The organism is Brevundimonas sp. P7753, assembly GCF_013386595.1.
Classification (GTDB): Bacteria; Pseudomonadota; Alphaproteobacteria; order Caulobacterales; family Caulobacteraceae; genus Brevundimonas; species Brevundimonas bullata.
Map to the genome: position 1 here is coordinate 22,241 of NZ_JACARP010000015.1, position 26,342 is coordinate 48,582.

23 protein-coding genes and 2 other annotated features are annotated in these 26,342 nt (G+C 64.3%); of the genes, 18 read left to right on the plus strand and 5 right to left on the minus strand.

All coding sequences use genetic code 11. The features are described from left to right. The first annotated feature begins 1 nt into the window (after position 1). The 5 genes from HX774_RS03610 (at position 2) to HX774_RS03630 (ending at position 5,704) form a co-directional block, all read left to right on the plus strand. A complete protein-coding gene (locus tag HX774_RS03610) occupies positions 2–712 on the plus strand; it encodes a response regulator transcription factor (RefSeq protein ID WP_178824316.1) in 711 nt (236 codons plus the stop codon). After that, the gene (locus HX774_RS03615; RefSeq protein ID WP_370523334.1) at positions 709–2,304 is read left to right on the plus strand and encodes a sensor histidine kinase; all 1,596 of its coding nucleotides are present in this window, start codon (positions 709–711) and stop codon (positions 2,302–2,304) included. The genes HX774_RS03610 and HX774_RS03615 overlap by 4 nt, the downstream gene beginning before the upstream one ends. Before the next feature lie 778 nt (positions 2,305–3,082). Then, a complete protein-coding gene (locus tag HX774_RS03620) occupies positions 3,083–3,259 on the plus strand; it encodes a hypothetical protein (protein WP_178824318.1) in 177 nt (58 codons plus the stop codon). Positions 3,260–3,385: 126 nt separating this feature from the next. Then, complete coding sequence (locus tag HX774_RS03625) at positions 3,386–4,423, plus strand: mechanosensitive ion channel family protein (protein WP_178824320.1); 1,038 nt, start codon at positions 3,386–3,388, stop codon at positions 4,421–4,423. Between the two features lie 12 nt (positions 4,424–4,435). Further along, the gene (locus HX774_RS03630) at positions 4,436–5,704 is read left to right on the plus strand and encodes a DUF2254 domain-containing protein (RefSeq protein ID WP_178824322.1); all 1,269 of its coding nucleotides are present in this window, start codon (positions 4,436–4,438) and stop codon (positions 5,702–5,704) included. Between the two features lie 131 nt (positions 5,705–5,835). Here HX774_RS03630 and HX774_RS03635 read toward each other — a convergent pair whose 3' ends face one another. Genes HX774_RS03635 through HX774_RS03645 form a run of 3 tightly spaced genes read right to left on the minus strand, consistent with a single transcriptional unit; the run spans position 5,836 to position 10,499 of the window. Then, positions 5,836–6,948, minus strand: coding sequence for an osmoprotectant NAGGN system M42 family peptidase (locus HX774_RS03635; protein WP_255499987.1), 1,113 nt, complete (start codon positions 6,946–6,948; stop codon positions 5,836–5,838). A gap of 22 nt (positions 6,949–6,970) precedes the next feature. Then, the gene (ngg, locus tag HX774_RS03640; protein ID WP_178824326.1) at positions 6,971–8,734 is read right to left on the minus strand and encodes an N-acetylglutaminylglutamine synthetase; all 1,764 of its coding nucleotides are present in this window, start codon (positions 8,732–8,734) and stop codon (positions 6,971–6,973) included. Next, on the minus strand, positions 8,724–10,499 hold the full coding sequence (locus tag HX774_RS03645; RefSeq protein ID WP_178824329.1) for an N-acetylglutaminylglutamine amidotransferase: 1,776 nt from the start codon (positions 10,497–10,499) through the stop codon (positions 8,724–8,726). Before HX774_RS03645 ends, ngg begins: the two co-directional genes overlap by 11 nt. Before the next feature lie 65 nt (positions 10,500–10,564). On the opposite strand from HX774_RS03645, the gene HX774_RS03650 reads away from it, so the two are divergent. The 7 genes from HX774_RS03650 (at position 10,565) to HX774_RS03675 (ending at position 17,995) form a co-directional block, all read left to right on the plus strand. Next, a complete protein-coding gene (locus HX774_RS03650) occupies positions 10,565–11,050 on the plus strand; it encodes a MarR family winged helix-turn-helix transcriptional regulator (protein WP_178824331.1) in 486 nt (161 codons plus the stop codon). 429 nt (positions 11,051–11,479) lie between these two features. Then, the gene (locus HX774_RS03655; RefSeq protein ID WP_255499990.1) at positions 11,480–13,195 is read left to right on the plus strand and encodes a sodium:solute symporter family protein; all 1,716 of its coding nucleotides are present in this window, start codon (positions 11,480–11,482) and stop codon (positions 13,193–13,195) included. Positions 13,196–13,204: 9 nt separating this feature from the next. Beyond that, entirely contained in the window at positions 13,205–13,336 is a 132-nt protein-coding gene (locus HX774_RS19715) for a putative transporter small subunit (RefSeq protein ID WP_218650254.1), read from the plus strand. A gap of 53 nt (positions 13,337–13,389) precedes the next feature. Next, positions 13,390–14,655, plus strand: a complete 1,266-nt coding sequence (locus HX774_RS03660) for a mechanosensitive ion channel family protein (RefSeq protein ID WP_178824333.1) — start codon at positions 13,390–13,392, stop codon at positions 14,653–14,655. Positions 14,656–15,768: 1,113 nt separating this feature from the next. Then, on the plus strand, positions 15,769–16,317 hold the full coding sequence (locus tag HX774_RS03665) for an RNA polymerase sigma factor (protein WP_234288791.1): 549 nt from the start codon (positions 15,769–15,771) through the stop codon (positions 16,315–16,317). Next, positions 16,310–16,690, plus strand: coding sequence for a DUF6768 family protein (locus HX774_RS19720; protein ID WP_200168129.1), 381 nt, complete (start codon positions 16,310–16,312; stop codon positions 16,688–16,690). Before HX774_RS03665 ends, HX774_RS19720 begins: the two co-directional genes overlap by 8 nt. Positions 16,691–17,086: 396 nt before the next feature. Beyond that, complete coding sequence (locus HX774_RS03675; RefSeq protein WP_234288790.1) at positions 17,087–17,995, plus strand: endonuclease/exonuclease/phosphatase family protein; 909 nt, start codon at positions 17,087–17,089, stop codon at positions 17,993–17,995. Positions 17,996–18,041: 46 nt separating this feature from the next. Here the strand turns inward: HX774_RS03675 and HX774_RS03680 are convergent, their stop codons facing one another. Further along, on the minus strand, positions 18,042–19,184 hold the full coding sequence (locus HX774_RS03680; RefSeq protein WP_178824337.1) for an endo-1,4-beta-xylanase: 1,143 nt from the start codon (positions 19,182–19,184) through the stop codon (positions 18,042–18,044). A 310-nt stretch (positions 19,185–19,494) separates the two neighbouring features. Further along, positions 19,495–19,544, plus strand: a sequence feature (sul1 is cis-regulatory element that is thought to sense ions involved in sulfur or methionine metabolism; They are found in Alphaproteobacteria). Between the two features lie 486 nt (positions 19,545–20,030). Here HX774_RS03680 and HX774_RS03685 point away from each other — a divergent pair. Continuing rightward, entirely contained in the window at positions 20,031–21,290 is a 1,260-nt protein-coding gene (locus HX774_RS03685) for a D-alanyl-D-alanine carboxypeptidase (protein ID WP_178824339.1), read from the plus strand. Positions 21,291–21,554: 264 nt separating this feature from the next. Further along, positions 21,555–21,604: a sequence feature (sul1 is cis-regulatory element that is thought to sense ions involved in sulfur or methionine metabolism; They are found in Alphaproteobacteria), on the plus strand. A 148-nt stretch (positions 21,605–21,752) separates the two neighbouring features. Here the strand turns inward: HX774_RS03685 and HX774_RS03690 are convergent. Further along, positions 21,753–21,959: a cold-shock protein gene (locus HX774_RS03690; protein WP_178824341.1), complete on the minus strand. Its 207-nt coding sequence runs from the start codon at positions 21,957–21,959 to the stop codon at positions 21,753–21,755. Between the two features lie 231 nt (positions 21,960–22,190). Here HX774_RS03690 and HX774_RS03695 point away from each other — a divergent pair, with 231 nt between their 5' ends. From HX774_RS03695 to HX774_RS03715, 5 genes are all read left to right on the plus strand, one after another. Further along, a complete protein-coding gene (locus HX774_RS03695) occupies positions 22,191–23,672 on the plus strand; it encodes a SulP family inorganic anion transporter (protein ID WP_178824342.1) in 1,482 nt (493 codons plus the stop codon). 5 nt (positions 23,673–23,677) lie between these two features. Next, positions 23,678–24,532 carry a universal stress protein gene (locus tag HX774_RS03700; protein WP_218650255.1) on the plus strand — a complete coding sequence of 285 codons (855 nt, stop codon included), beginning with the start codon at positions 23,678–23,680 and terminating at the stop codon, positions 24,530–24,532. An 88-nt stretch (positions 24,533–24,620) separates the two neighbouring features. Beyond that, positions 24,621–25,175, plus strand: a complete 555-nt coding sequence (locus HX774_RS03705) for a hypothetical protein (protein ID WP_178824344.1) — start codon at positions 24,621–24,623, stop codon at positions 25,173–25,175. After that, entirely contained in the window at positions 25,172–25,540 is a 369-nt protein-coding gene (locus HX774_RS03710) for a TraR/DksA C4-type zinc finger protein (RefSeq protein ID WP_200168127.1), read from the plus strand. The genes HX774_RS03705 and HX774_RS03710 overlap by 4 nt, the downstream gene beginning before the upstream one ends. After that, on the plus strand, positions 25,537–26,226 hold the full coding sequence (locus tag HX774_RS03715; RefSeq protein ID WP_178824346.1) for a spermidine synthase: 690 nt from the start codon (positions 25,537–25,539) through the stop codon (positions 26,224–26,226). The genes HX774_RS03710 and HX774_RS03715 overlap by 4 nt, the downstream gene beginning before the upstream one ends. Positions 26,227–26,342 lie beyond the last annotated feature (116 nt).

A 26,342-nucleotide genomic window follows, 5' to 3' on the forward strand; every position in this document is an offset into this window, starting at 1 on the left:
CATGGCGATCATGAAGCGCACCGTCCTGGTCGTCGACGACGACCCGCATATCCGCGACCTCCTGACGTTCGCCCTCGACAAGGCCGGACTGGCGACGCGCGAGGCTGGTGACGGCGAGGCGGCCCTGGCCGCCATCGCCGAGCAGCAACCCGACCTCGTCATCCTGGATATCAACATGCCGCGCATGGACGGGATCGAGGTTTGCCGTCGCATCCGCGCACAGGGAGATCTGCCCGTCCTGTTCCTGTCGTCGCGTGACGACGAGATCGACCGGATTCTGGGCATCGAACTGGGCGCCGACGACTATGTGGTCAAGCCGTTCAGCCCGCGCGAAGTGGTGGCTCGCGTCGCGGCCATTCTGCGGCGCGTGAACATGTCGCCGCCGCCCCCGCCGCCAGGCGCGGTGCGGGTCGGCAGGCTGTCGCTGGACACGGACGGCTGGCGGGCGCGCTGGAACGACGCTGACGTGCCGCTGACCATCACCGAGTTCGGCATTGTCCGCGCCCTGGCCTCCGCCCCGCAGAAGGTCTTCACCCGCGACGCCATCATAGACCGCATCCACGGGCCGGGCTTCGCCCTGACCGACCGGACCATCGACAGCCATGTGCGCAACCTGCGCGCCAAGTTCGCGTCCATCGGCGGGGCGGACGTGATCGAGACCCGAGCAGGCGTCGGCTACCAGATGGGCCCCTGTCGCGGCGGCGAGGCGTGATCGCAGGCGCGGTCCAGGGACTGAGAGGCTTCGTGCGGGCGCACTGGCCGGCTCTGCGGTTGCGCACCATCCTTCTGTCGGTGCTGTTTTTTGCAGCCATCCTGCCGGGCGTCAGCGCCATCTTCCTGCGGGTCTATGAGAACACCTTGGTCCGTCAGACCGAAGCGGAACTGATCGCCCAGACGGCGGCGCTTTCGGCGGCGGCCGAGGCGATCTGGCCGGGCGCGCGCATTGCCATGCCCACCGAAGCCCAGCGCCGTGCGCCGGGCTACTACCATCCCGAACCAGCGCGCATAGACCTGCGCTCCAATACGGTTCTACCGCCACGCCCGCCTGCCCACGTATCAACGGTACCAGCCGATCCAGCGGCAGCCGTCGTGGCCGACCGTCTTGACCCGGTGATGGAGGAGACCAGCCGCACTACCCTGGCCTCCATCGTCCTGTTGGACCGCAACGGCATGGTCGTGCGCGGCCTGGGTCAGGGCGGAAGCTGGCGTGATCTGGCCGAAGTCGAGCGCGCGCTGGCGGGTGCGCCTGCGACCGTGCTGCGCCGCAACGCCGCCTATCAGCCTCGCTATTCGATGGAATGGCTCAGTCGGGCTTCAGGCCTGCGTATCCATCATGCCCGACCGGTAGTGGTGAACGGAAAGGTCGAGGGCGTCATCCTGACCTCGCGTTCGCCGCGCGCTCTGTTCAAGGGGATTTATCAGGACCGGGGCAAGATCCTGTTCGGGATTGTCGCGGTTCTGAGCCTGCTCAGCGGGCTGGCGGTGATGGTCTCGCGCGGCATAGCCCGTCCGATCGAGGTCCTGCGCCGCGCCGCGCGCGACGTGACGCATGGCGGAGGCGTCGTGCCGCCGCCGCCGCCCACGGCAGCGGTCGAGATCCGTGATCTGTACGAAGACTTTGGCCAGATGGCCGAGGCCGTGGAACGCCGCTCGCGCTACCTGCGCGACTTCGCCGCCGCCGTCAGCCATGAGTTCAAGACGCCCCTGGCCGGAATTCAGGGCGCCGTGGAACTGCTTCAAGACCACGGCGACGACATGGAGCCGGATCAGCGTCGCCGATTCCTAGGCAACATCGACGCTGACGCACGACGGCTGGCCGATCTGGTGACGCGGTTGCTGGACCTGGCGCGGGCCGACATGGCGCGCCCGGAAGCGGGCGCGGCGGTCGACCTGCGGCCGGTGGTGGCCCGGATCGCGGACGCTCTGAGCGCTGGCCTGAAGATCAGGGTCGATCTGCCTGACGGTCTGCCCTTGGTCGCTGTGCCGGAGGCCAGTCTGGAGATGGCCCTGACCATCCTGTTGGAGAACAGCCGACAGCTGGGCGCGACGGACGTGGAGATCGCCGCCCAGGCCGATGACGATCAATTTCGACTGACGGTGTCCGACAACGGTCCGGGCGTGGCTGAAGGCGACGCCAAACGTATTTTCGAGCCGTTCTTCACGACGCGCCGCAGCGAAGGGGGCGCAGGCCTCGGCCTGTCGATCGCCCAGGCGCTTCTGCGCGCGAACCGGGCCAACCTAGCATTGGTGAAAACGCGAGGCGGAGCGACGTTTGAACTGCTGCTGCCCCGATCAGACGACTAGACACAAATCTAAGGTCGCACCGGGCCATAGTCTGCGCGAGTGGAATCACCATCGTTTCCCGCGATGGGCAAAGTGACCTGCGAAAGGAATTCGTCTTCAAAGACGCGAGTTGGGCTGATGTTTCCGCCAGCTTTTTGGAAACCCTGAACCGATCCTTGGTCACCCTGAACATTTGGGCTGAATCCCCTTCAGATCTTGAACTTGCCACCGAGCTATCAGTTTGAGGAATGTCCGCAATGGGTCGATCTGCGACTTGGCTTCCGGCCGAAATGCGGACGTTCCGTCCCATCAAGCTGCCCACCAACCAAGGACAGATAGTTCTCAGGATCATCCACGTCGGCGCGGCTATCGGACGGAAGAACCAGACGCGGACTTCAAGCTGGGGGACGTGTCGTCCTACCCGGGCGACACCCGCCGTCGTCGCTCCGCGAACATAGTGATCCTCGGCCTTGAAGGAATAATAGGTCCCCTTGAAGGTCATCGGATAGTCGATGCAGGATCGGTGGCAACAGCGGTCCTGGTGAGTGGCTCCGTGCGGGCTGACGCAGATCGGGATAGCGTTAGCGTGGCATTCCGACCATTCTGTCAAAGAGGTAGTTCACGCCTACCCACAAGACGGTTGCTGGCAGAATGTTGCGCAGAAACTGCATGATGAAATCCAAGCTGAACGCAGGTGACGTGCCCCTGAGTTTTCATCCACGCGGAGCTAGAGTCCTCGGGTTAGTGATCCGCCTACGTTTTCTGGCGCCCTCGAAGCTGAAGTTTTCCGGCCAGACCGATGAAGGACCTGCTGGTGGTGGCGACCTATATCGTGGTGCTTTTCTCGGTCATCGCCCAGGCCGGCACGATTGCGGGCGTGGTCAGGCGAGTCTCTTCAGATAGGTCGCGACCTGACGCGGGCGCGAAGGAAGCGGGGGCGCCCGAGCCTCCCCTAGCGGAACCATTCATTTGGTGAACCGCTGATCCCCGGCGGGTCTGGCGATGGAGTCTTCCAGCTCGCTGGGCCGCTGAGGGCTGATCATGAAGACGTTGGAGCGCGCGGCCTTCGTATCGGGGCTGCGGCGCGAGGGGGCTGACCCGCATGACGGCGGCGAGTGATGTGATCGGCGATCTGGGCAAGCTCGACGACGCCAGGATTGTGGATATCGGCGGAAGCGTGCTGACGCTGGGCGGGCTGGTTTCGGCGGTCATCATCATCGCCGCCGCGATCGTCGTGTCCTGGTTCATCACGCGCGGCCTCCGCAGGCTGCGGCTTAAAGCGCAAAGGGGCGCGCAGGCTCTGTATTTGCTGGAGAAACTCACAGGCTACGCCGTGATCGTATTTGGGGTGATCGTGGGGCTGTCGTCGGCAGGTTTGAACCTGTCTTCTCTCGCGGTGTTCGCCGGGGCCATCGGCATCGGCGTGGGGCTGGGTCTTCAAGGCGTCGTGAAAGAGTTTGTATCCGGCATCTTCCTGATCTTCGATCGGATGGTGTCGGTGGGAGATTATGTCGAACTTGAAAGCGGGACGCGCGGCGCGATCGCCGAGATCGGCCCCCGGGCCACGCGTATCCGCACCAATGACAACGTCAACGTCATCATCCCCAACTCGCATCTGATCCAGGGGCCGGTCACCAATTGGACGTTGAAGGGCGACACCCGTCGCATCCACATTCCCTTTTCCGTCGCCTACGGCGCGTCCCGGGCAGAGGTGCGCGAGGCGGTGCTGGCCGCCGCCAACGCCTCGCCCTTCACCATGCCTGAGACCGACCAGAGAAAGAGCCAGGTCTGGCTGGTCGGGTTCGGCGACAGCAGCCTGAACTTCGAGCTTCTGGTCTGGCCCAGCCCTGAGGCGGTCAAGAGACCCGCAGCGATGCATGCGGCCTACACCTGGGCGATCGCTGACGCCCTGGACGCCGCGGGCATCGAGATTCCCTTCCCGCAGACCGACCTCAGGATCCGCAGTCTGCTTGGCCGAGAAGGCGATGATGCGCTCTCGGCCTTGGGGCTGGGCGACCATCTTTCTGCACCGCAGGCGAAGTCTTCCGCACCGACGGTTGACGCGGCGCCGGCCGTCAACGATGCGGCGGCTGATCTATTGACGTCTCAGCCCGACCCGATCGAAAGGCCCGATGACTAGATGAAGGCGCGCTTGCTTCGTTTCATTCAGGATGTGACGGACGCCTTCTGGGCCCTGCCCGCCTTGATCGTCGTGGCGCTCGCGGGGCTTGGCGTCCTGGTGGTTGATATCCAGTTGCTGGGGCGACTGCCCGGCTGGATACCCGAAACCTGGACCTACGGCGGCGGCGATACCGGCGCCCGCACGCTGCTGGGCGCGATCGCGTCCTCGACCATCGGCGTGGCCGGGACCCTGTTCTCGATCACCATCGCCGCGCTGACGCTGGCTTCGAGCCAGATGGGGCCTCGGTTGTTGCGCAACTTCATGCGCGACCGGGGAAACCAGATGACCTTGGGCGTCTTTCTCGGCGCCTTCGCCTATGCTCTCGTGGTGCTGCGCTCCGTGCGAGGCGGGGAGGACACCGCCTTCGTCCCGGCGCTGGGCGTCACGATCGGACTGGTGTTGGCGGGGGCCTGCGTCGCCCTGCTGATCTATTTCATCCATCACGTGGCCAACCGCATCAATGTCGACACCGTCATCGACCTGGTTCACGACGACATGGTGCGGGACATGGAGCGGTTGACGCTGGACGAACCGTGCCGTGAATATCCGGATCCTGTCGACTGGGGCAGCGCGCCCAAGGTCTGCCTTCGTCAGGCGGGCTATCTCCAGCAAACCGACACGGGCGCCTTGGCGGATTGGGCGGAAACCCATGGGTGTGTCGTTCGCTTGTTAAAGCGGCCGGGCGAGTTCGTCTTCCCCCATGCGCCTTTCGCCCTTGTTTCGCACGAATTAGAGGAGGCCGAAGCGGCGATCTGGGGCAGGGTGGCGCTGAGCCGCAGGGGCGGATCTCCGGCTGACTTCACCTTTCCTGTCGCCCAGTTGGTCGAGGTGGCCGTGAGAGCGCTCTCGCCGGGCGTCAACGACCCGAGGACGGCGATCAGCGTGCTCAATCGTCTGGGCGCGGCGCTGGCCTGGCTGGCGCCGCGCCATCTTCACAACGGGGTTTATGAGCAGGACGGCGTGGTCCGGCTCTATGTGCCGACGCTGGACTACGCCGCCCTGGCCGGCGTGATGTTCGACATGATCAGACAGAACGCCGGGACCTCGCCGACGGTTCTCATCCACCTGATGACCGTCCTGACCGCCGTCGCCGCGGTCGAGACCGACCTGCATCGTCTGAACGTTCTGCGGCGCCAGGCGCGTATCGCCGATGAGCAGGGGCAGGCCCTGTTTGTCAACGAAAACGACAAGGCCGTACTGGCGACCGCCTACGCCGACTTCCTGGCCACAGCAGCATAGTCGCCTTGAAGCTCCGCATCGGCAAGCCGCTCACTTCGCGGCGGTCAGGCGCTAGAAGGGAAAGAAGATCGGGATCGCGATCACGCCGACCCGGAAGAAGTCCATGTATTTGTACCGGCCGGCCTTTACGCTCAGGACAGGGGTTGGTGCGTGAAGCCCTTGACGCTGCTCATCGGGCGGGCGTCGCGGCTGATCTCCACGTCGCTCTCCACATAGGCGATCAGCAGATGGGCCAGATCGCTCAGGGCGCTTTCGTGAATCCTTTCGTACCCGTGGCTGGCGTCGATGCCGAAGGCGAGCAGGGCGGTGCGAATGTCGGCGCCCGACTCCAGGGCGGAGGCCGAGTCAGAGCGGTAGTAGCGGAACACGTCCTTCTGATGCGCAATGCCGTGATCGCGGGCCAGTTGGGCCAGCTTGCGCGACAGGTGCCAGTCGAAGGGACCAGTCTGATCGGCCATGGCGATGGTGACGCCGAACTCCGAGGAATTCTGGCCCGGCGCCGTCGTGCCGTTGTCGACCGTGACCATGGCGGCCACGTCCGGAACCAGGACCGAAGAGGCGCCCAGGCCGACTTCTTCGGCGATCGTGAACAGCCACCACGTATCGACAGTCGGCATGCGCTCTTCGCGAACCAGGCATTCCAGCGCCGCCAGAAGGACAGCCACGCCCGCCTTGTCGTCCAGATGGCGCGAGACGATGTAGCCTGTGTCGAGGAACTCGGGCTGCGGGTCGATGGCGACGATGTCGCCGATATCGACGCCGAGCTTCAGCGTGCCGTCGCGGTCGTGCGTGACGGCGTCGATGCGCAGCTCCACATTGCGCCAGTTGACCGGCTGGCTGTCGATCTCGGTGTTGAAGGTGTGACCCGAAGCCTTGAGCGGCAGGATCGTGCCCCGCCAGGCGCCGCCTTCGGAGAAGATGGTGCAGCGGGCGCCTTCGGCGAAGCGCGAGGACCAGTGACCGATGGGCACCACCTCCAGCCGACCGTTGGCTTTCACCTGCTTGACCTGGGCCCCCAGGGTGTCGACGTGGGCGACGACGGCTCGCGCCGGCGTGGCGTCCCGGCCCGGCAGACGGGCGCGGATCGCGCCGCGACGAGTCATTTCATAGTCAAGGCCGAGCCGTTCCAACTCTCGGCACAGCAGGCGGACGGCTTCATCGGTGTAGCCCGTGGGGCTGGGCGTGTTCAGCAGGTCGGCAAGGCGGGCCTTGAGGTAGGCGTGGTCGATAACGGGATCGGGCAAGTTGTCTCCTTCTGGTGCGCGTCTAGACGGTGCTGCGCGATGAGCCGGACGCGGAGGCGGGGAACAGCAGGTCGATGAAACGTTCAGCCGTGGGCTGGGGTTCATGGTTGGCCAGGCCCGGGCGCTCATTGGCTTCGATGAAGGCGTAGTCGGGCTGGTCGGGCGCCTTGACCATCAGGTCGATCCCGGTGACCGGGATGTCGATGGCGCGAGCCGCCGCAATCGCCGCGTCCACAAGGACCGGGTGCACGATGTCGGTCACATCGTGAATGGTGCCGCCCAGATGAAGGTTGGCGGCCTTGCGCACCATGACCTCGACGCCCTCCGGGGCTACGTCGTCGAGGGCGAACCCGGCTTCGGCCAGCGTGCGCTCGGTTTCGGCGTCGATGGGAATGCGGGACTCGCCGCCGGTGGCGGCGCTGCGGCGACGGCTCTGGAGTTCGATCAGTCGGCGAATGCTCGTCTGCCCGTCGCCGATCACACGGGGCGGACGGCGCACCGCGGCGGCGGCCAGCTGGAAGTCGATGATCACCAGGCGCAGATCCTCGCCCTGGACCTGTTCTTCGATCAGGACGTCGCTGCAGATCCGCCGCGCGCCGATGAGGGCCGTCTGAACCTCGCTCATGGTCTTCAGGCCGACGGCGACGCCCTGTCCCTGCTCGCCGCGCGCCGGTTTGACCACCACCCGGCCATAGTCGGCCAGCGCCGCGTCGATGGCGGAAGGGCTGTCGGGCGGGATGGAAGCGGGGGTGCGAACCCCGGCTGCGGCCACGATGCGACGGGTCAGCCGTTTATCGTCGCAGATGCTCAGGGCCACGGCCGAGGTCAGCTCGGACAGGCTTTCACGGCAGCGCACGGTGCGACCGCCCCAGGTCAGGCGGAACAGGCCGCCGTCCGCGTCGATGACCTCGGTGGCGATGCCGCGCCGACGCGCTTCATCCACGATCAGGCGGGCATAGGGGTTCAGGTTTTCATCGTCCGGAGGGCCGGTGAAAAGGGCTTCGTTTATGGGGTTCTTGCGCTTGATCCCGAAGAAGGAGACGCGGCGAAAACCCAGTTTTTCGTAGAGGGCGATGGCCTGCACGTTGTCGTGCATGACCGACAGGTCCATGTAGGCCAGCCCCTGCGTTCGGAAGTGTTCGGCCAGACGCCGGACCAGGGCTTCGCCTATGCCGGGCTGACTGGCCTGGGGCGCGACCGCCAGGCACCACAGCGAAGATCCGCCTTCCGGGTCGTTTACGGCGCGGGCGTGGTTCACGCCCGTCACGGTCCCGATCACATCGCCGGTGACGGCGTCCTCGGCGACGAAGTAGGTCAGGCTTCGGTCGTCCCGACGAGACCAGAGAAAGCCTGGGGGCGTCTGGACCATCCGGCGGGCGGCGTAGATCCGGTTGATCGCCTCGGCGTCCTGTTCAGAACCCAGGCGGCGGATGGAAAAGCCGCGCGGCTGGCGTCGGCTGGGTCGGTAGACAGCGAGGTCCAGCCGATAGGTGTGCGACGGGTCCAGGAAGACTTCTTGGGGGGCCTGGGCCAGCAGGACGTGGGGGTTGCGGACATAGAAGGCGATGTCGCGCCGGTCCGGGGCCTCGGCGCGCAGGGCGTCGATCAGGGGCGCGGCCGTCTCGAAGGTCTGGGCGAATAGCAGCCGTCCCCAGCCGCAATCGACGATCGCGTCCGCCGCCATGGCCTCGCCGTCCTGACCCTGGATCAAGGGCTTGAGGCTCTCGTGGCGAAGCCGTTTCAGCCTGTGGGCCTGGGAGCGGGCTGGACGGGGATCAGAGGCCATGGTTCTGCATCCACATTTCGAGGACCACGACCTGCCACAGTTCCGAACCGCGCAGCGGCGTCAGGCGGCTGGTGGGGTCGGCGAACAGGGCGTCTAGATAGGTCTGGTCGAACAGACCACGGTCACGGGCGGCCTGATTGGTCAGGGCTTCGCGCACCATTTCGAGATAGGGGCCCTGGATGTATTTCAGGGCGGGCACGGGGAAGTAGCCCTTCTTGCGGTCGATGACCTCTGGCGGGATCACCAAGCGCGCGGCCTCCTTCAGCACGCCCTTGCCGCCTTGAGCGAGCTTGTGTTCGGGCGGGATACGGCCTGCCAGCTCGACCAGTTCGTGGTCGAGGAAGGGCACACGCGCCTCCAGGCCCCAGGCCATCGTCATGTTGTCGACCCGCTTGACCGGGTCGTCGGCCAGCATGATCTGGCTGTCCAGGCGCAGGGCCTTGTCCACCGGCGTGTCGGCGCGACCTTGGGCGAAATGGGCCTCGACCAGGGCGCGGCTGACGTCGGTGTCGGCCATATAGGCGCCGTTCAACTGAGTTTTCAGGACAGCGTGGCTGCGGTCGAAGAAGGCCTTTGCGTAGGTCTCGACCGGGTCGGTCGTCGACAACATCGGCGGGTACCAGTGGTAGCCGGCGAAGATCTCGTCGGCCCCCTGGCCGGACTGAACCACCTTGATGTGTTTCGAGACCTCCTGGCTCAGCAGGTAGAAGCCGACATTGTCATAGCTGACCATGGGCTCCGACATGGCGCCGATGGCGCCGGGCAGGGCCTCCATCAACCGGGCGTGCGGCACGAAGATCTGGTGATGGTTGGTTCCGTAGTGTCTGGCGATCAGGTCGGAATAGGCGAACTCGTCGCCCTTCTCGCCGTTGGCGGCCTCGAAGCCGACGGAGAAGGTCATCAGGTCCTTCTGACCCAGTTCGGCCAGGAGGCCGACGATCAGACTGGAGTCCACACCCCCCGACAACAGAACGCCGACCGGCACGTCGGCCACCATGCGGCGCTTCACCGCCTCGCGCAGGGAAGCCAGGACCTGGTCGCGCCAGTCCTCGGCTGTCATGCCGGCGTCCTCGGGGCGACGGGTCATGTCGGCTTGCCAATACAGGCGATCACGCGACGTGCCGTCGGCCTCGATGACGCGGATCGTCGCGGGAGGGAATTTCTTGACGCCCTTGAGCAGGGTGTGGGGCGGCGGCACGACCGCGTGGAAGGTCATGTAGTGGTGCAGGCCGACCGGGTCGATCGTGGTGTCGATATCGCCAGCCGCCAGCAGCGCCGGCAGGGTCGAGGCGAAGCGCAGGCGCTTGCCCTTCTCGGCCAGATAGAGCGGTTTGATGCCGAATCGGTCACGCGCCATGACCGTGCGGCCGCTGTCACGCTCGTGCAGGACGAAGGCGAACATGCCCTTGAAGCGTTCGACGCAGGTCTCGCCCCAGGCCTTCCAAGCCTTGATGATGACCTCGGTGTCGCCCTCGGAAAAAAAGCGGTAGCCGAGACCCTGCAACTCGCGTCGGAGTTCAGGATAGTTGTAGAGGCAGCCGTTGAAGACCAGGGTGATCCCGAGCTCGGGATCGACCATGGGCTGCTGGGCCTTTTCAGACAGATCGATGATCTTGAGGCGGCGATGACCCAGTCCGACGGAACCCCGCAGAACGATCCCGGAGCCGTCAGGCCCTCGCGGCGCCAGGGCCTCGGTCATGCGTTGCAGGGCGTCGGCGTCTACGGGACGCCCGTCGTGATTGATCTCGCCGCTCAGGCCGCACATAGGCTGTCCTTGTACTGTGAATGCAGCGTGCACAAATAGTTAGCACACTAAGGAATTCAACCCTGATGGATCCGATCCTCAGCCCGCACCCGGTTCCCCGACCGGAACGCCCCGCCGATCCGACCGCCTCCCTGGTGCGGTCCATGCGGCGCATCGCCCAGGCGATTGACGTCCGCTCGCGCGAAATCGCTCGGCTGTCGGGGCTGACCTTGCCGCAACTGATCGTGCTGCAATCCGTGCGTTCTCTCGGGGAGGTGACCACCCAGGCCATATCGCGAGATGCGGCCATGTCGGCGCCGACGGTCGTCGGCGTTCTGGACAAGCTGGAGGCGAAGGGGCTGGTGGTCCGCTATCGCTCGACGCGGGATCGTCGCGTGGTCCACGTCCGCACGACAGAGGCAGGCCAGGCCGCCCTTGCGGACTCGCCCGACCTCCTAGGCGACGGCTTCATCGCCGCCTTCGGCCAACTGCCCGTCGAACGGCGCAGGGATCTGGCGGAGGCTCTGGATGTTTTGGCGGGCTTCATGGTCGGAACAGCCCCCCAGGGTTGAGAGCGGGGTGCGGTCGGCCTTTCTTGCTGGGGATTTCGCCGAGTCTTGGGCTTGAGATCGTTTTCGGCTTCGGGCGCGGTTTTCGAGTCAAGCGATAATCGTGCTTGAGCTCCGGTCAGCGATTATCTCAGAATATCTCGATCGGCCTCGTCGATAGCGCGACCGTGGGGCTCAAAGGCAGGCCTTGCCGTATTTTGAGGGCCGCGCCGTCGCCGCAGGACATCTGATGGCGGCGCCTGTTTTTACTGCATCGCACAATAAGTTTATCTCAGCTTCGCCTTACCCAAACTATGGTTCCGCTGCGGTCTGTCTTGAGGCGGCTGCATAGGCGCCGCATCGGCGATGCCACCACCATCGCGCCTGGCTGGGGTCGGGCGTCTGCGCACCTGTGAAACGATCGTCCGTCGGCGCCTGGCGCGGCGCGGTCTGATGCGGCGTGCGCCCATGGCGGCGCGCCTGGCGCGTCAGAACAAGACAGGAGCGCTGACCAGCGTGGATGTAATTCAACTTCACCAATTGGGCGGCCCGCTGACGGTCGCCCTTCTGGCGGTCTTCTTCGGCGGGACCATGCTGGTCTCCATGGCCATCAGCCGCCGCAAGGAAAATGCAGACGACTACATGACGGCCGGCAACAGCATCGGGCTGGGCATATCGGCGGCCTCGATGACGGCGACCTGGATCTGGGCGGCGTCGATGTACGCCTCGGCCACGTCCGGCTACACCTACGGCCTGTCTGGCCCCATCCACTATGGACTGTGGGGCGCGTTGATGATCCTGTTCATCTACCCCTACGGCAAGCGGATACGGGCCGTGGCGCCCAAGGCCCATACCCTGGCCGAGGTCATGTACGCCCGGCACGGACGCTCCAGTCAGTTGATGCTGGCCAGCTCGAACATCCTCGGCAGCGTGATCAGCCTGACGTCCAACTTCATCGCCGGGGGGGCGCTGATCGCCATGCTTTCGCCCTTCAGCTTCAGCCAGGGGATCGCCGTGCTCGCCGGCGGCGTCCTGCTCTATACGCTGTGGTCGGGATTCCGGGCTTCAGTGCTGACGGACTTCATTCAGGTCTGCGCCATGCTGGGCGCTGTGGTCATCATCATCCCGGCGGTCTTCTTCGCCGTCGGCGGGCCGGCTGTCTTTGTAGAGGGCGCGGCCAATGTGACGCCTCAGCAGGGCTCCTTCTTTTCATCGGACGCCTTCTTCAACCAGGGCGCGCCCTACATCGCCGCCGTCCTGGCCTATGCGATCGGCAACCAGACCATTGCGCAGCGGCTGTTTGCGGTGCGCGAAGACCTGATCAAGCCGACCTTCATCACCGCCACCATCGGCTATGGCGCCACCGTCATCGGCGTCGGCATGCTGGGCGTGGTGGCCCTCTATGTCGGGATCACGCCGATGGACGGGGACGTCAACAACCTCATACCCCAGCTGGCAGGAACCTATCTGGGCCCGGTTCTGCTCAGCGTCTTCTTCATCATGATCATCGGGTCTCTGGCCTCGACCGCCGACTCGGACCTGTCGGCCCTGTCGTCCATCATGATGGCGGACGTCTATGGCCGACGCGGCGCGGGCGTGAAGGCAAATCCCCGGATCATGCTCCTGATCGGACGGGTCACGATGGTCCTGGCCACTGCCGCCGCCCTCTATTTCGCCGGCGGGCGCATGAACATCCTGGACCTTCTGGTCCTGGTGGGCGCCATCTGGGGGGCGCTGGTCTTCCCGGTCATCGCCAGCTTCTATTGGGACAAGGTCAGCAACCGGGCTTTCACCCTGTCGGTCCTGTCCGCCCTGATTCTGTTCGTGCCCGTGCGGTTCGGCTGGTTCCCGATGGAAGGCCTGACCGGCTACGCCTTCGACGTCCTGGCCGTGGTCGGCGTTGGCGTAGTGGCGGGGCTGATGACCTTCGGCTTCTTCGGACTGAAGCCAGCCCGGATCGTCGGCGTGATCGCGGCCCTGGGCGTCGCGCCTTTCGCGATCGGCTTCCTGCACGACTACGCCGTGCTGAGCAGTTCGCTGATCGCCTATGCCGTCAGCACGATCGTCTGCGTCCTGCTGTCGTTCCGCAATCGCGCGGCCTTCGACTTCGATCTGATCGCCGCCCGTACCGGCGACTTCGACATCGCCCCGTCTTCCGCCTCTCGATAGGAGATTTCCATGAGCGCCTTCTGGCTCACCGCCTATGTCCTAGTCTGGCCCGTCATTGTTGCAGCGGTCCTCTACTTCATCGCCAGCGCCTTCTTCCGGGAATGGCGCGAAGCGCGGCGCAAGGGCGTGCCGCTGATCTGACGCGGTTATCAGCTCTCGCCTCGACCATGACCACGACTGCCCAGGTTCCTGCCATGCTTGATTTCAGCGCCATGCGCGATCGCCTGGAGGCCTTCCCACTCGCAGAAATGCTGATCGGGCTCTGCCTCCTCGTCTTCATCGCCTTCGTCGCGGACTTCATCGTCCGCCGCGTTCTTACCCGCGTGGGGCTGGGTTTGGCGGGGCGGGCGGTTCACGACCTCGATGTGCTGCTCCGGCCCGTGGTCCACAGCGTCTCGCGCGTGGTCCCCGCCATCGTGGTCCATCGCGCCATAGGCGGCGTGCCGCATTTGCCGCCCGGCGTCGTCACTCTGGTCCAGAACGTCGCCAGCGCCTTCATGATCGTGACGGTGGCCATCGCCATTGGCGCTGCGCTCGAGATGGCCAACGCCCTCTACGCTCGATCCCCAGGCGCCCATCGCCGCAGCATCAAGGGCTATCTGCAGGTCCTGAAGATCGTCATCTATGCGGTCGCCACCATCCTGGTGATCGCTGCCCTGATCGACCGCTCTCCGCTGCTGTTGTTGTCGGGGCTGGGCGCCCTGGCGGCGGTGCTGATGCTGGTGTTCAAGGACACCATCCTGTCGCTGGTCGCCTCGGTGCAGTTGAACTCCAACGACATGCTGCGCGTCGGCGACTGGATCGAGATGCCCCAGGTCAACGCCGACGGCGATGTCATCGACATCGCCCTGCACACGGTCAAGGTTCAGAACTGGGACAAGACCATCACCACCATTCCGACGTGGCGGCTGATCAATGAATCCTATCGAAACTGGCGCGGAATGCAGGAAAGCGGCGGGCGGCGTATCAAGCGCTTCCTTTTGATCGACCAGACCAGCGTGCGGTTCCTGGAGGCCGCGGAGCGAGAGCGGATGCGTCGCTTCCTGCTGATCGACGACTACCTGGCCGAAAAGGCCGAGGAGATGGCCGACTGGAACGCCAAACTGGTCCAGGCGGGACGCGATCCTGTCAATATGCGCAGATCCACCAATATCGGGGCCTTCCGCGCCTATGTGCAGAACTATCTCGAGAGCCACCCGCGTATCCGCCAAGACATGACCTTGCTGGTGCGCCAGTTGCAGCCCACCGAGGCGGGCTTGCCGCTGGAAATCTACGCCTTCACCGCGACCGTGGCCTGGGCGGACTACGAGGCGATCCAGGCCGACATCTTCGACCATCTGCTGGCGATCCTGCCGGAATTCGGCCTGCGCCTGTTCCAGCAACCGGCCGGCGCCGACTTCCGGTCAGGCCGGGCCGGCGCCGGGTTGACTGAGGGCCGGCAGGAGCGGGAGATGGTCTGAGCTTGCTCCGAAAGTCGGGCGACCGTCGTCCGGCGTCACCGCTTTAGACCGCCTGGGCGCCTTCCCGACGGACTTCATGTCCTCGATGTGTAGGTCGATAAGTTCGCCGAACGTGCGAAGCCGCGCTGACCGCGAGGGGGCAGGGACCTAGCCGCGATCAATCCGACCTTCGGCTTCGGTGGCCCACCGGCGCGCGTCATCGCGTTTGAGGAAGGTCTCGCTTATATAGCGACCCTTCCGTCTCACCTGGACCCGCCACGTTCCTGACGGGAGTTTCGAGTACGTCGCCATTTCGTGTGCGCTCTGTGTGCACTGAGGTGTCGAAAATCCGGAAAAAACGTCGCAACACGTCGCAAATTCGAGTGCACACGCTGCCTGCCAACTTTTTGATCCTGCTAAAAAAATGTCTATAAACCAAGCTCATAGACTGTCCGTGGCGCCCATGATGGATGGTGATGATTGTGGTGCATAATCAGTAAGTTGTTGGTCGGCGTGTGCAAAATTTGCACACGTAGTTCTGCTTTTCTTTCTTTTTCGTTCTCGCTATCGGCCGCGTTCTGGTTCGCCAACGGCATCGGTTTTTCTCACTGACCGCGCCTCGTACGCTGTCACTAGCGAAGGGCGAGAAAGCAACCTAGCGACGCGAGCCTGGGGCGCTGCGCATCTAACGATCAGATTGTTTGATGCTCACCCTGCCAAGCGGGTGTCGTTGCTGGCGGCGAGATTGAGCGTTTGGCGATACGTGTTCGAGTCATTCCGGGCGCATCGCTGCTGATCCTACTCCATGGTGCGCAAGCGTCCGATTGTGCCGCCGGCTGCGCGCCTTGGAGCAGACCTTCTGAAAGTCTAAGAGGAGTACGTAGCGGACCCGGTCCTTGCTCGCGATGAGCATCGCCCCATGCCGGTTCGCGGTCTTCCAGCAGAAGTAGAGTCCCGCGGCAGCGATAAGCAGCGCTGCGAGTCCTACACCGACTCCCTTCATGCATTGAGAAGGTTGCTTTCGGCAGGCGCGGCAGAGCCCGCAGAATCGGCAGAGCCGAATTCGACAAAGCGAATTGAACCGGCGGCTGACAACGCGTCACCTATAGGCCGATGATACAGTCCGCGCCCCTCTTGAAAAAGATCGATGCAAGGGCGCTCGATGGCTACTTGGTCGTTTCCGCGCAGGCGGGAGATCGGGTGGCCTATGAGCGTCTTGCTCGGCGATGGGACCGTCGCCTTGTCGCGCATGCGTGGCGGTTGACGGGGGACATGGACCTGGCACGCGATGTCGCTCAATCCGCCTGGATCGAGATCGCGAAGGGACTCGCTGGATTGAGGGATGAGGTCGCCTTTCCCGCCTGGGCCTATCGAATCGTGACCCGCCGATGCGCCCGGGCGATCGGGCGACGGCAGCAGGATCGCGTCTTGGCCCAGGCTCTCGCTAGTGAGGCTCTGGCAGACCCAGTCGAGCCAAGAGCATTTGACGCGCCGCCGCTGACTGCCGCAATCCGCGCACTACCGGCCTCTCAACGTGCGGCGGTCGGTCTCTTCTATTTCGAGGAATTGAGCGTTGCCGAGACGGCTGCTGCGCTCGACGTTCCGGTGGGCACGGTCAAGACCCGCCTGATGCATGCCCGACGCGCGCTGCGCGCGGTGCTGGAAGGAGAAGGCCATGCGTAGCCTTGACCAGGATATAGACGCCGCCCTGCGCGCCGAAGAACGTGATCTGCTGCGACAGATCGAGCAGGAACCGGGCCATATCGACCAGTTGGTCGCTGTAATAGGCGGGCGGTCGGGCTGGGTCAGCATTGTCCTGTTGATCGCCCAATCTCTGCTCTTCGTCGCTGGTGTCTGGGCAGCCTGGAACTTCTTTCACGCGACGGACAGCTTGTCGGCCCTAAGGTTCGGCCTGCCCGCCAGCGTCCTCCTCATCATGGCGCTCATGATCAAGCTGGCGATGTGGCCGACGCTGCACGCCTATCGGATGCTCCAGGCCCTGAAGCGCATCGAGTTGATGCTCGTTCGCACGCGAGACGGCGCCAGTGATGAGTGACGCGGCAAAGCCGGGCGAGGAAGCCCGGAGTGCACGTCGAGCAGTATTGGAGGGCTCTTTGGCTGGCCTGGCGGCTAACCGGCACCCACCGGACGGCCAGCGTGGTCAGTGACCGTGTATGGGCGGTCGTGATCGGCCGATCTGATCCCTAAATTTGCGGTTTTCGAGCGGGCTGCTGACCTGTGTCGTGAGGCCTACACAGAAGGCTCACGACGCAGGTCAGCAGGCCGAAGAGCAGCGTCGCGGCGACGGCGCTGGAATCCGATTACGCTGGGCACGCGACGGCGCGCCAGCGGCTGGCCCGCCAATGCGCCCCGCGATGTCGGGGCTTCGCTTGGAAAGCAGCGTCCTTGTCAGCTATCGAGAGGCTTCCTTGTCTTGCTTGTTGATCTAGCCATGACCGTAAAACCCGCTGCATCCATGCTCTTCGTCGTGTCCGCTCTCTTGTCGGCTTGCACTGGCGTGGCCCCTGTCCCGCAGGGCGGCGCAGCGCTCAAGGTCGCAACCTGGAACCTTGAGCATCTGGCCGAGCTGAACGCCCAGGGATGTAGACCTCGTAAGGAGGCGGATTACGCCCTCCTGCGCCGTCACGCCGATGCCCTGGGAGCGGATGTCATCGCTCTCCAGGAGATTGAGAACCAAACGGCGGCTGAGCGGGTCTTCGAGCCGGAGAAATACGATGTCGTCATGTCGACCCGTCCGGCAGGCGAACGGGGGCCGGAATGCCGGGGGCTTCCAGGACGTCACATCCAGAACCAGGCCGTCGGCTTCGCCATCCGCAAAGGCGTGGCCTGGTCGCGCAACGACGACCTTTCGGCTCTGGCGCTCGGCAACCCCAACCTACGTTGGGGCGTCGACATCACCGTCGCCAACGGGCGGCCCTTGCGACTGCTGGCAGTCCACCTGAAGTCCGGATGCAATTCAGGCCGCGCCTCGACGGATCCTGATTGCCCCGTGCTGTTCGACCAACTCCCGGTCCTGGAGGCCTGGGTCGATGATCGAGCTCAGGCCGGCGAGGCCTTTGTCGTTCTGGGCGACTGGAACCGGCGCATGGCGAGCCGGGGCGATGCCTTCTTCGACGGGCTCAATGACGGAGAGCCGGCGGCGGCGTCATTGAGCCTCGCCGGCGGCGATCGTTCGGCGGCCTGCAAAGCGCGCTACCGTGAGTTCATCGACTTCATCGTCGTGGGGGTGGAAGCCGCTAAGCGTCTAGAGCCTGGGTCGTTTGAAGAATATGTCTATGACGCTCCGGAGGCCGACCACCCTTCGGATCACTGCCCCATTTCGGTGCGTCTGCGGAGGTGAGGACTGAGGCGGTTGACCGCGCCCAGGTCGAATTCAGCCGCAGGATTCAACCTGTTCGGATTGCGCGCGCCCGCCGCCGAAATGCGGCCGCGATAGCCTCACGCATGGGTTTCGGTCTCAAATCGCTGTCAAAAGGCAGGCCGCGATTGAGGCCGGGGCCGGATCCGTCTCGCCAGGCCTGAGGAAAACGGGCCATGTCCTCGTCCGTGAGATCGAGCCAGGAGTGTCGATCGGTGATGCCCCAGGTGATCACCCCCTTGACGGCAGGGTGATCAAGGGCGGCGTCGAGATACTGGCCGACGTGTGCGGCGACCCGCTGATCGCGAACGGCGGGCGTCTCCACCAGGTCCCGCTCTCGCACATCGAGCTCCGTGATGACGATCTCAAGACCCATGCCTGCGACTTCCGCCAGGAAATCAGCCAGGGCGCGTTGGGAAAAAGGGCTCTTCTGCAGGTCGAGATGGCCCTGGACGCCAAGGCCGTGAAGCGGCGCGCCGGCGCTCAGCAACTTTTCCAGTAAGCGGAGCATGTGCCGTCGCCGATCCCGTTCGGCTGGGATGTCATAGTCCAGGCCGTATTCGTTGATGAGGAGCCTGGCGTTCGGCGCGGCGGCGGCGGCCTCTTCCAGCGCCTTCTGGATATAGTCCGGCCCGAACGCCTTCAGAAAGACGCTCCCTCTAAGGCCGTCGTCTCTGAAACCGGGATCCAGAGGTTCATTGACCACCTCCCAGTATTTGATATCGCGCCCGTAGCGCTCAATCGTCGACCGGATGTGGCTGGCGACAATCCTCCAGTCCGGTTTCTCGCCCAAGGCGTCCTGCACCCATCGAGGGACGCTCAGGTGCCAGAGCAGGGTATGGCCGTGGAGCGACTTGCCCATCCCGCGGACGAGACCCGCGTAATCCTCCATCCGCTGATGATCGATTTCTGTGACCAGGTGATCCCAGTTCAGCTCCATCTCCGGAACGATCAGAGCGCATTCTCTTTCATAGAGGGGCCTTACCGGGGATCCAGGCTGAATTTCCGAACGAAAGGCCGCAGCGCCGAAGAAAAGACCCGCCGCTCCGGCGAGCTCCTGCAAGGGGGGGCGTCTGGACGGGAAATCCTTGCGGGACTGACCGCAGGCTGATGTCCCCGGGAATAGCAGGGCTGCGCCCGCGAGGCTGACGGCGTGGCGACGATTGATCATGGCGCGACGCCGTGATGCGGGTGCGTCTGGGCCGTTGATCGCCATATCAGTACCTCTTCAGCAGGACTGTGAAGCTGCAAGCCGGGAGCTAATCTTCCGGCCATCATCCGAGAAGGCTAGCGTGGGCGTGTCATAACCGGAGTCTATTGGACGCACGATCGTCGAACGTCGGGTTTCCAATCTTGAAGGCTGACGGGGCGAAATCGGTTCCAGTAACGTGTACGCTCGGACCGGACGCGCTCCATCGGCGCAACCCCTATCGCCGTCGCCCTTGAATGTCGGGGCTGTCCGGGGCACAATCCAGTTTCCCGTAGGACTCTGTTAGAGTGGCTACCCTGGGCGCCCATCCCCCAGGATTTCGATTCAGCTGTGCTGATCGACTGGCAAGGCGCGTTGACGGGACGTGCGGCCAGTTGCACAAATCTGGTCTTGTGATGGAAATCCATCGATTGCGCCTTCGCGCGTTCGGTTGGGCGTGCGCCCTTCCTGAACGCTTAGCGCCTGCTTCGAATCCAGCCGCGGCGTGGGCGCGTGGTCTTGCGCCGACCCGGTCTGATCGCCTGCAGTCGCGATGTCCGGGGGCATGGGGTGAGCCTGACCTTCAGGCTTTGACCCGTGATCACCCTGGCCGAGAGGCTGGTCCTTCTCGATATGGGAGCCGGCGCCCGGTTCTCCACCGCGTTGCGCTTTCCGCCACCGGTGGGTTGTTCCTGGTGGGGCGTCGCGCGGGCCAGAACGCTCAATGAGCGGCGGACGAATGCCGTCCTTGCGGCGCGCCCCGGCGCGGGCCGAGATGTTTCAATCCCTGTCTGCACGGTGTCGCAGAGCCCCAAAAGGCGGTTGCCTATGAGTCTTTCCGTGCGTCTCGCAGCGATGCTCGTCTTCCTGTTGAGCCTGACGGTTGCGTCGGCGGCCCAATGCGCGCAGGGCGGTCCGGAGCGATATGCGGCCCTGGTCATGAATGCAAAGACAGGAGAAATCCTGTTTGACCGCCACGCCCGGGAGACCCGGTATCCAGCTTCGATCACCAAGGTGATGACCCTCTACATGGTGTTTGACGCCCTGGAGCAGGGCCGGTTGTCGCTGGACGATCAGGTGCGCATGTCCGTTCGGGCCGCGTCCCAGCCGCCTTCCAAGCTTGGCCTTGCGGCAGGTCGGAGTCTTTCAGTCGAAGAAGCCATCCAGGCGCTCGCCGTGCGTTCCGCCAACGACGTCGCCGTGGCTCTCGCGGAACATCTGTCCGGCTCGGTCGAGGCCTTCGGCCGGGCATCGACGCTGCGAGCGCACGAGCTCGGCATGGTTCAGACCACCTTCGTCAATCCTCACGGTCTTCCCGATCCGCGACACGTCTCGACGGCGCTGGACCTGGCGCTCCTGAGTCATGCTGTCTGGCGCGATTATCCTCAGTATTATCGGTACTTCGGACAGGACAGCTGGTCCTTCGAAGGGCGGGTCATCCGGACGACAAATGGTCTGCTGTCTACCCATCCTGACGTGGATGGCATCAAGACGGGATTCACCCGGGCCTCCGGCTATAATCTGGCTGCCTCCTCTATTCGGGGGGACTTGCGTTTGATCACGGTCGTGCTCGGAGGGCGTACCTCGGCCAGCCGTAACGCTCATGTCAGCGCCTTGATGGCCACAGGGTTTGACGCCGAAGCTGCGAAGTCCATGGGCCATGTCGGAACACCCCAGGCCTTTTTCGAGAGCAGGGGTTTCGGTCTCGAGTCGGCGGGGGATTCAAGCCTTGTCCCTGCAGGCCCGGTCCCGGCGCAGGCGCTCCAGGCTGGCCTGGTCGTGGAGGCGCGCGACGAAATCAGTGGTCTTGCCGATGCGAGGCGTCGGCAGATAGAATCTGACACACGGGGCGGCTGGGCGGTCCAGGTCGGTGCGTTTCGAGACCCCGAGGCGGCCCGGAACTGGCTGGCGACGGTCAGTCGGCGGTTTCCGCAGCTGGTGCAAGAGGGCCGGGTATCGGTTGAGTCATCGGGACCGTGGCATCGCTCCCGCATTCTGGGGTTGGAGCCTGAAGCCGCCGGTCGGGCGTGCGAGACCCTGACCTCAGCGGGGCTGAATTGTCTTGTCTTGCAAGGCGGCGCGCCCTGAGGAGGCGTCGTCTCAGGGTGCTGCAGCATCGTCAAGACGAGTGTGCGCCATGCTCTGTATTAGGCTGAAGCCGGATTAAACCTTGAATGAAAACCGGATGTTCTTCTCCGGTGTATCGTCCTGCGGCATCGGTCAGGGCGCGCCGACGCGCGTTCCAAGCCTTGGCTTTCCACTACGAGCTTCTGTCCGTCGAGAAAACAGTAAGCATCTGATCTTTGTTTTGGCTTGAATTTGATTCGAGAACGGGGCAGGAAGAAGGCTTCCGTCGGACTCGTTACGAGTGGCTACCCTAGGCGCCCATCCCCTAGGATTTAATGCAGCGCCCGCTGAACGACTGGCCCAACGCGTAGACGGAACGCGGCGCCGGTTGCACCGAATGTGGTCCCTGCGATGGAATTCCGTCGATTGTGTCTTGGCGCGCGCGCGTCCGGCCGCATCTCGTCTCGCCGTAGGGCGGGATCCCTAGATGCATTCGAGATTAATCGCCCGTGGACGTGGTTGCGCATCTGCGTCCACGTCGAACCGAAAGCGTTGACCGCGAGGCAGGGTGTCCAGGCCGGCCTGTCGCGCCTCGTTAAGATGGACGAAGACTTTCGGCGCCTTGTCGTCTCGAGAGATCATGCCGTAGCGCCCATCAGGCGAGATGAACTTGAGGGTGCCGGTGGGCATCAGGGGCTACTTTCTAAAAAAATCTCAATGTTGGGGCAATTTACAGAAAGCGTATTCGTGTTCAAGTCAGCATCGGATAGATACGTGTAAATAGCCTTACAGTAATAAAATGTATCGGCTGGTAATTTATATCGGCGAAATAATAGCTGTCTGCTTTAGCAGCGGCGCTGAAATGAATCGCGTCATGAAGGCGCGGCGTCCATTTTTTTTTGGGCGCAGGAGATAGACTTGATGACATTTGGAGCTATCCGGCAAAGCTGGTTCGGTAATATTAAGGGAGACGCGCTGGCGGGCATCGTGGTTGCGCTGGCCCTGATCCCGGAAGCCATCGCATTTTCGATCATCGCCGGGGTTGATCCCTCCGTCGGTCTTTACGCCTCCTTCGCAATCTGCGTGGTGATCGCCTTTGCTGGCGGCCGGCCTGGCATGATCTCGGCCGCGACCGGCGCTATGGCGCTTCTCATGGTCAGCCTCGTGCGGGATCACGGGCTGCAGTATCTTCTCGCAGCCACTGTGCTGACAGGGGTGCTGCAGATTGTCGCCGGCTATATCCGCCTCGGCGCCCTGATGAAGTTCGTCTCAAAGTCGGTTGTCACTGGCTTCGTCAACGCTTTGGCGATCCTCATCTTCCTGGCTCAACTGCCTGAACTCACCGGGGTCGACTGGCGAACCTACGCCATGGTGGCGGGCGGCCTGGCCATCATCTATCTGCTGCCGCGGTTGACGCGGGCCATCCCGTCGCCGCTGATCGCCATTGTTGTTCTGACGGCCCTGTCGATGATCCTGGGCCTTGACGTCCGAACGGTAGGCGACATGGGGCAACTGCCCACGAGCCTGCCGATGTTCCTGATCCCGGACATCCCGCTCAACTTCAAGACCCTGGCGATCATCTTTCCCTATTCGGCGACCCTGATGGTTGTCGGCCTGCTGGAATCCCTGATGACGGCGACCATCGTCGATGATCTGACCGACACGTCGAGCGACAAGAACCGGGAGTGCAAGGGCCAGGGGCTGGCCAATATCGTCGCCGGCTTCTTCGGCGGCATGGCGGGCTGCGCCATGATCGGCCAGTCGGTCATCAACATCAAATCCGGCGGTCGCGGACGTCTCTCCACACTGCTTGCAGGCCTGTTTCTTCTGTTCATGATCCTGGTGCTCGGCCCCTGGGTCGCCCAGATCCCGATGGCGGCCCTGGTTGCGGTCATGTTCATGGTGGCGATCGGTACCTTCAACTGGGGGTCGATCAAGAGCCTGGTCGATCACCCCAAGAGCTCCAGCGTGGTGATGGTCGCGACCGTCGTCGTCACCGTCGCGACCCACGACCTGGCGAAGGGCGTGCTGACCGGCGTGCTCCTGTCGGGGGTCTTCTTCGCTCAGAAGGTGGCGAGGATCGTGGCGGTGAGGTCGAACCTGTCGGAGGACGGCTCTACCCGCGACTATGTCGTGCTCGGCCAGATATTCTTCGCCTCGGCGGATGCCTTCGTCGGCGCCTTCGATTTCAAGGAGGCCGTGCCGAAAGTCCGCATCGACGTCAGCCGCGCCCACTTCTGGGACGTCTCCGCCGTCGCCGCGCTGGACAAGGCCATTCTCAAATTCCGCCGTGAAGGCGCGGACGTCGAGATCATCGGTCTGAACGAGGCTAGCGCCACCATGGTCGACAAGTTCGCCATCCACGACAAGCCGGGCGCGCTCGAACGCCTGCTCAGCCACTAGAGGAAATGTTCATGAGCAAGATACTCGCCTGTATCGACGCCTCGCCCTATGGGGCGAGCGTCTGCGACCATGCCGCCTGGGCGGCCCTCCGATTGAACGCCGAGGTGGATCTGCTCCACGTTCTTGACCGGGCGCCCGACGCCCCGCCCACGGATGTCTCGGGCAGCATCGGCCTGGGAGCCTCCGAGCAGCTCCTGGAGCAGTTAACCCAGCTTGATGCTGATCGCGGGCGCTTGCGCATGGATCGGGGGCGGGCGCTCCTGGCCGAAGCGGAGCGCCGTGTTCACGATACCGGCGTAGCCGAGGTCGAGGTGCGCCTGCGTCACGGTGGTCTGGTTGATACGGTTCACGAGATGGAAGCGGAATTCCGGCTGGTGGTGTTGGGCAAGCGGGGCGAGCATGTCGACTTCGCCAAGGCTCACCTTGGGGGTTCGGTCGAGCAGGTGATCAGGGCCAGCGCCTTGCCGGTCCTGATGGCCCCGCGCGCCTTCAAGCCTATTGAGCGGATCCTCCTGGCTTTCGATGGCGGTCCGAGCGCGCGCAAGGCGGTTGAGTTCCTTGTCTCGGAGCCCGGTCTGAGAGATCTTGGCTGTCATGTCGTGATGGCTGGACGGCCTCGCGACGCCGACGCCCATCTCCAATGGGTGGAAGAACGACTGTCGGCCTGGGGCGGCGTTTATTCGGTAAAGAGAATCGACGGCGACCCCGAGCCGGTCATCACCGACTATGTGGCCGCCAACGGAATCGATCTCCTTGTCATGGGCGCCTACGGACACTCGCCGATCCGCCGCTTCTTTGTAGGGAGCACCACGACGGCCATGATCCGTATCGCCCTCCTGCCTGTGTTGCTTTTCCGGTGACGTTGGGCCGGAGCGCATCCTGGCCGTCTCTCCTCGGTGTCGGCGCCGTGAGGGACGTGGCGATCCCCGAATCCTGGCGAGGCGGACGATGAGCGGCGACGCCCCGACACGGCGCGTCGCTGAGGTTCTTGTCGGTCGATATCGCATCGTGTCGGGATGGCGCGGCGGCCGCGCCCAGGCGGCGGCCTTCTGTGGCCAGCGTCGCGTCGCGGCGTCCGAAGGCGAAACCCTCGAGGCCGCAGTCGCCGAGATCGAGACCCTGCTGGCACGGAACGCGGCCGCCTTCGTCGCCCACCGTCGCGCGACAGGACGCCCCTGCGCGGCCGAGTATCGCGAAGTGCTCGAAGACCTCCCGGAAGCCCTCTCCGGGCCGGCGATGCTGCTGCTCCATGCGCATCGCCATATGGGGGGGATGGCGGTGAAGATCGGGGATCTGGCCCGGCGCGCGGGGCTCCCCAAGGAGGAGGCATGGGCCGTCTATCGCCGTCTCGGCAGGCGGCTCTATTCCGAACTGAAATGGCCTCCCGTTAAACGCGCGGCTGGCCCGCGCTACGTGCTTGAGGCTTTCGCCGATTGTTCGCCTGGCCCAGACGGCGAACTCGTCATTGGCCTGAAGCCTGAAATTGCAGAGGCGCTTTCATGACCGGGACCGTGGCCCTTCCGCTCACCGAGGAGGAAAAGGCGGAGTTGAAGGCGAGGATGCTGGTCTGGCTGGCGGAACTCGAGTCGCTTGACGCCTTGACCGACGAGAGCCGCAAACCCGTCGAGCTGGACCAGCAAAGCGTGGGAAGACTGTCGCGCATGGACGCCCTTCAGCAACAGGCTATGGCCCTGGCCTCCCAGGGGCGCCGGCTCCATGATTCACGGATGATCGCTCGAGCCCTGGCGCGGCTCGCCACCGACGAGTACGGCTGGTGCGGAACCTGCGGAGAGCCCATTGCCCTGGCGCGCCTGCGGCTCGACCCTACGTTGGCCCAATGCGTGGATTGCGCTGGAGAACCACTGTGAGCGCATTCGAGGAGTTGGACTACCGGCCGACCCCCATGGGGCCGCTTACCTTGCGCCGTCGATGGGTCGCGGCGGCAGGGCGCGACGTCCACGAAGTGCTTCTCGGCGATGAGCATCTGATGTCGAGCTTGTTCGTCGAAGGCGAGCGGGCCTTGTCGCGCCTGGGGCTGGAGCAGGTCGAAGGTGGGGCGCTACAAGTTCTGGTTGGCGGCCTCGGGCTGGGTCATACGGCCCAGGCGGCGCTGGAGGATGCTCGCGTGGCGCGTCTTGAAGTGGTCGATGCGCTCGCGCCGGTGATTGAATGGCATCGAGAGGGGCTGACGCCTCTCGGGACGCTTCTGCATGACGAGCCGCGATGCCGTCTGATCCACGCAGACTTCTTCACCTTCGTCGCCGATTCGTCCGGCGTCGCGTGGGACGCGGTGCTTCTGGATATCGACCATGCGCCGGCCCGCTGGCTCGCGCCCTCCCATGCCTCCTTCTACAGCGCCGCGGCCTTGCGCAAGCTGAAGGCTCGGCTTCGCCCGGGCGGTGTTTTCGCCATGTGGTCGGACGAAGCCGAACCCGGTCCGTTTCTGAATGTGCTGCGCGAGGCGTTCGCCACGGCCGACGCCCAGTCGGTGACCTTTCCCAATCCTCTGACGGGCGATGTCTCGGCCTGCACCATCTATCGGGCGAAGGCCTGACCATCGTCAGGTTTTCAACGCCGGCGATCCCTCGGCCCAGCGCGGTCTGAGACGGCGTGCGCCCAGTGGACGGCGGCGACCGCTTTTGGGGCCGTCCCCATCGGCTCGGTGACTGT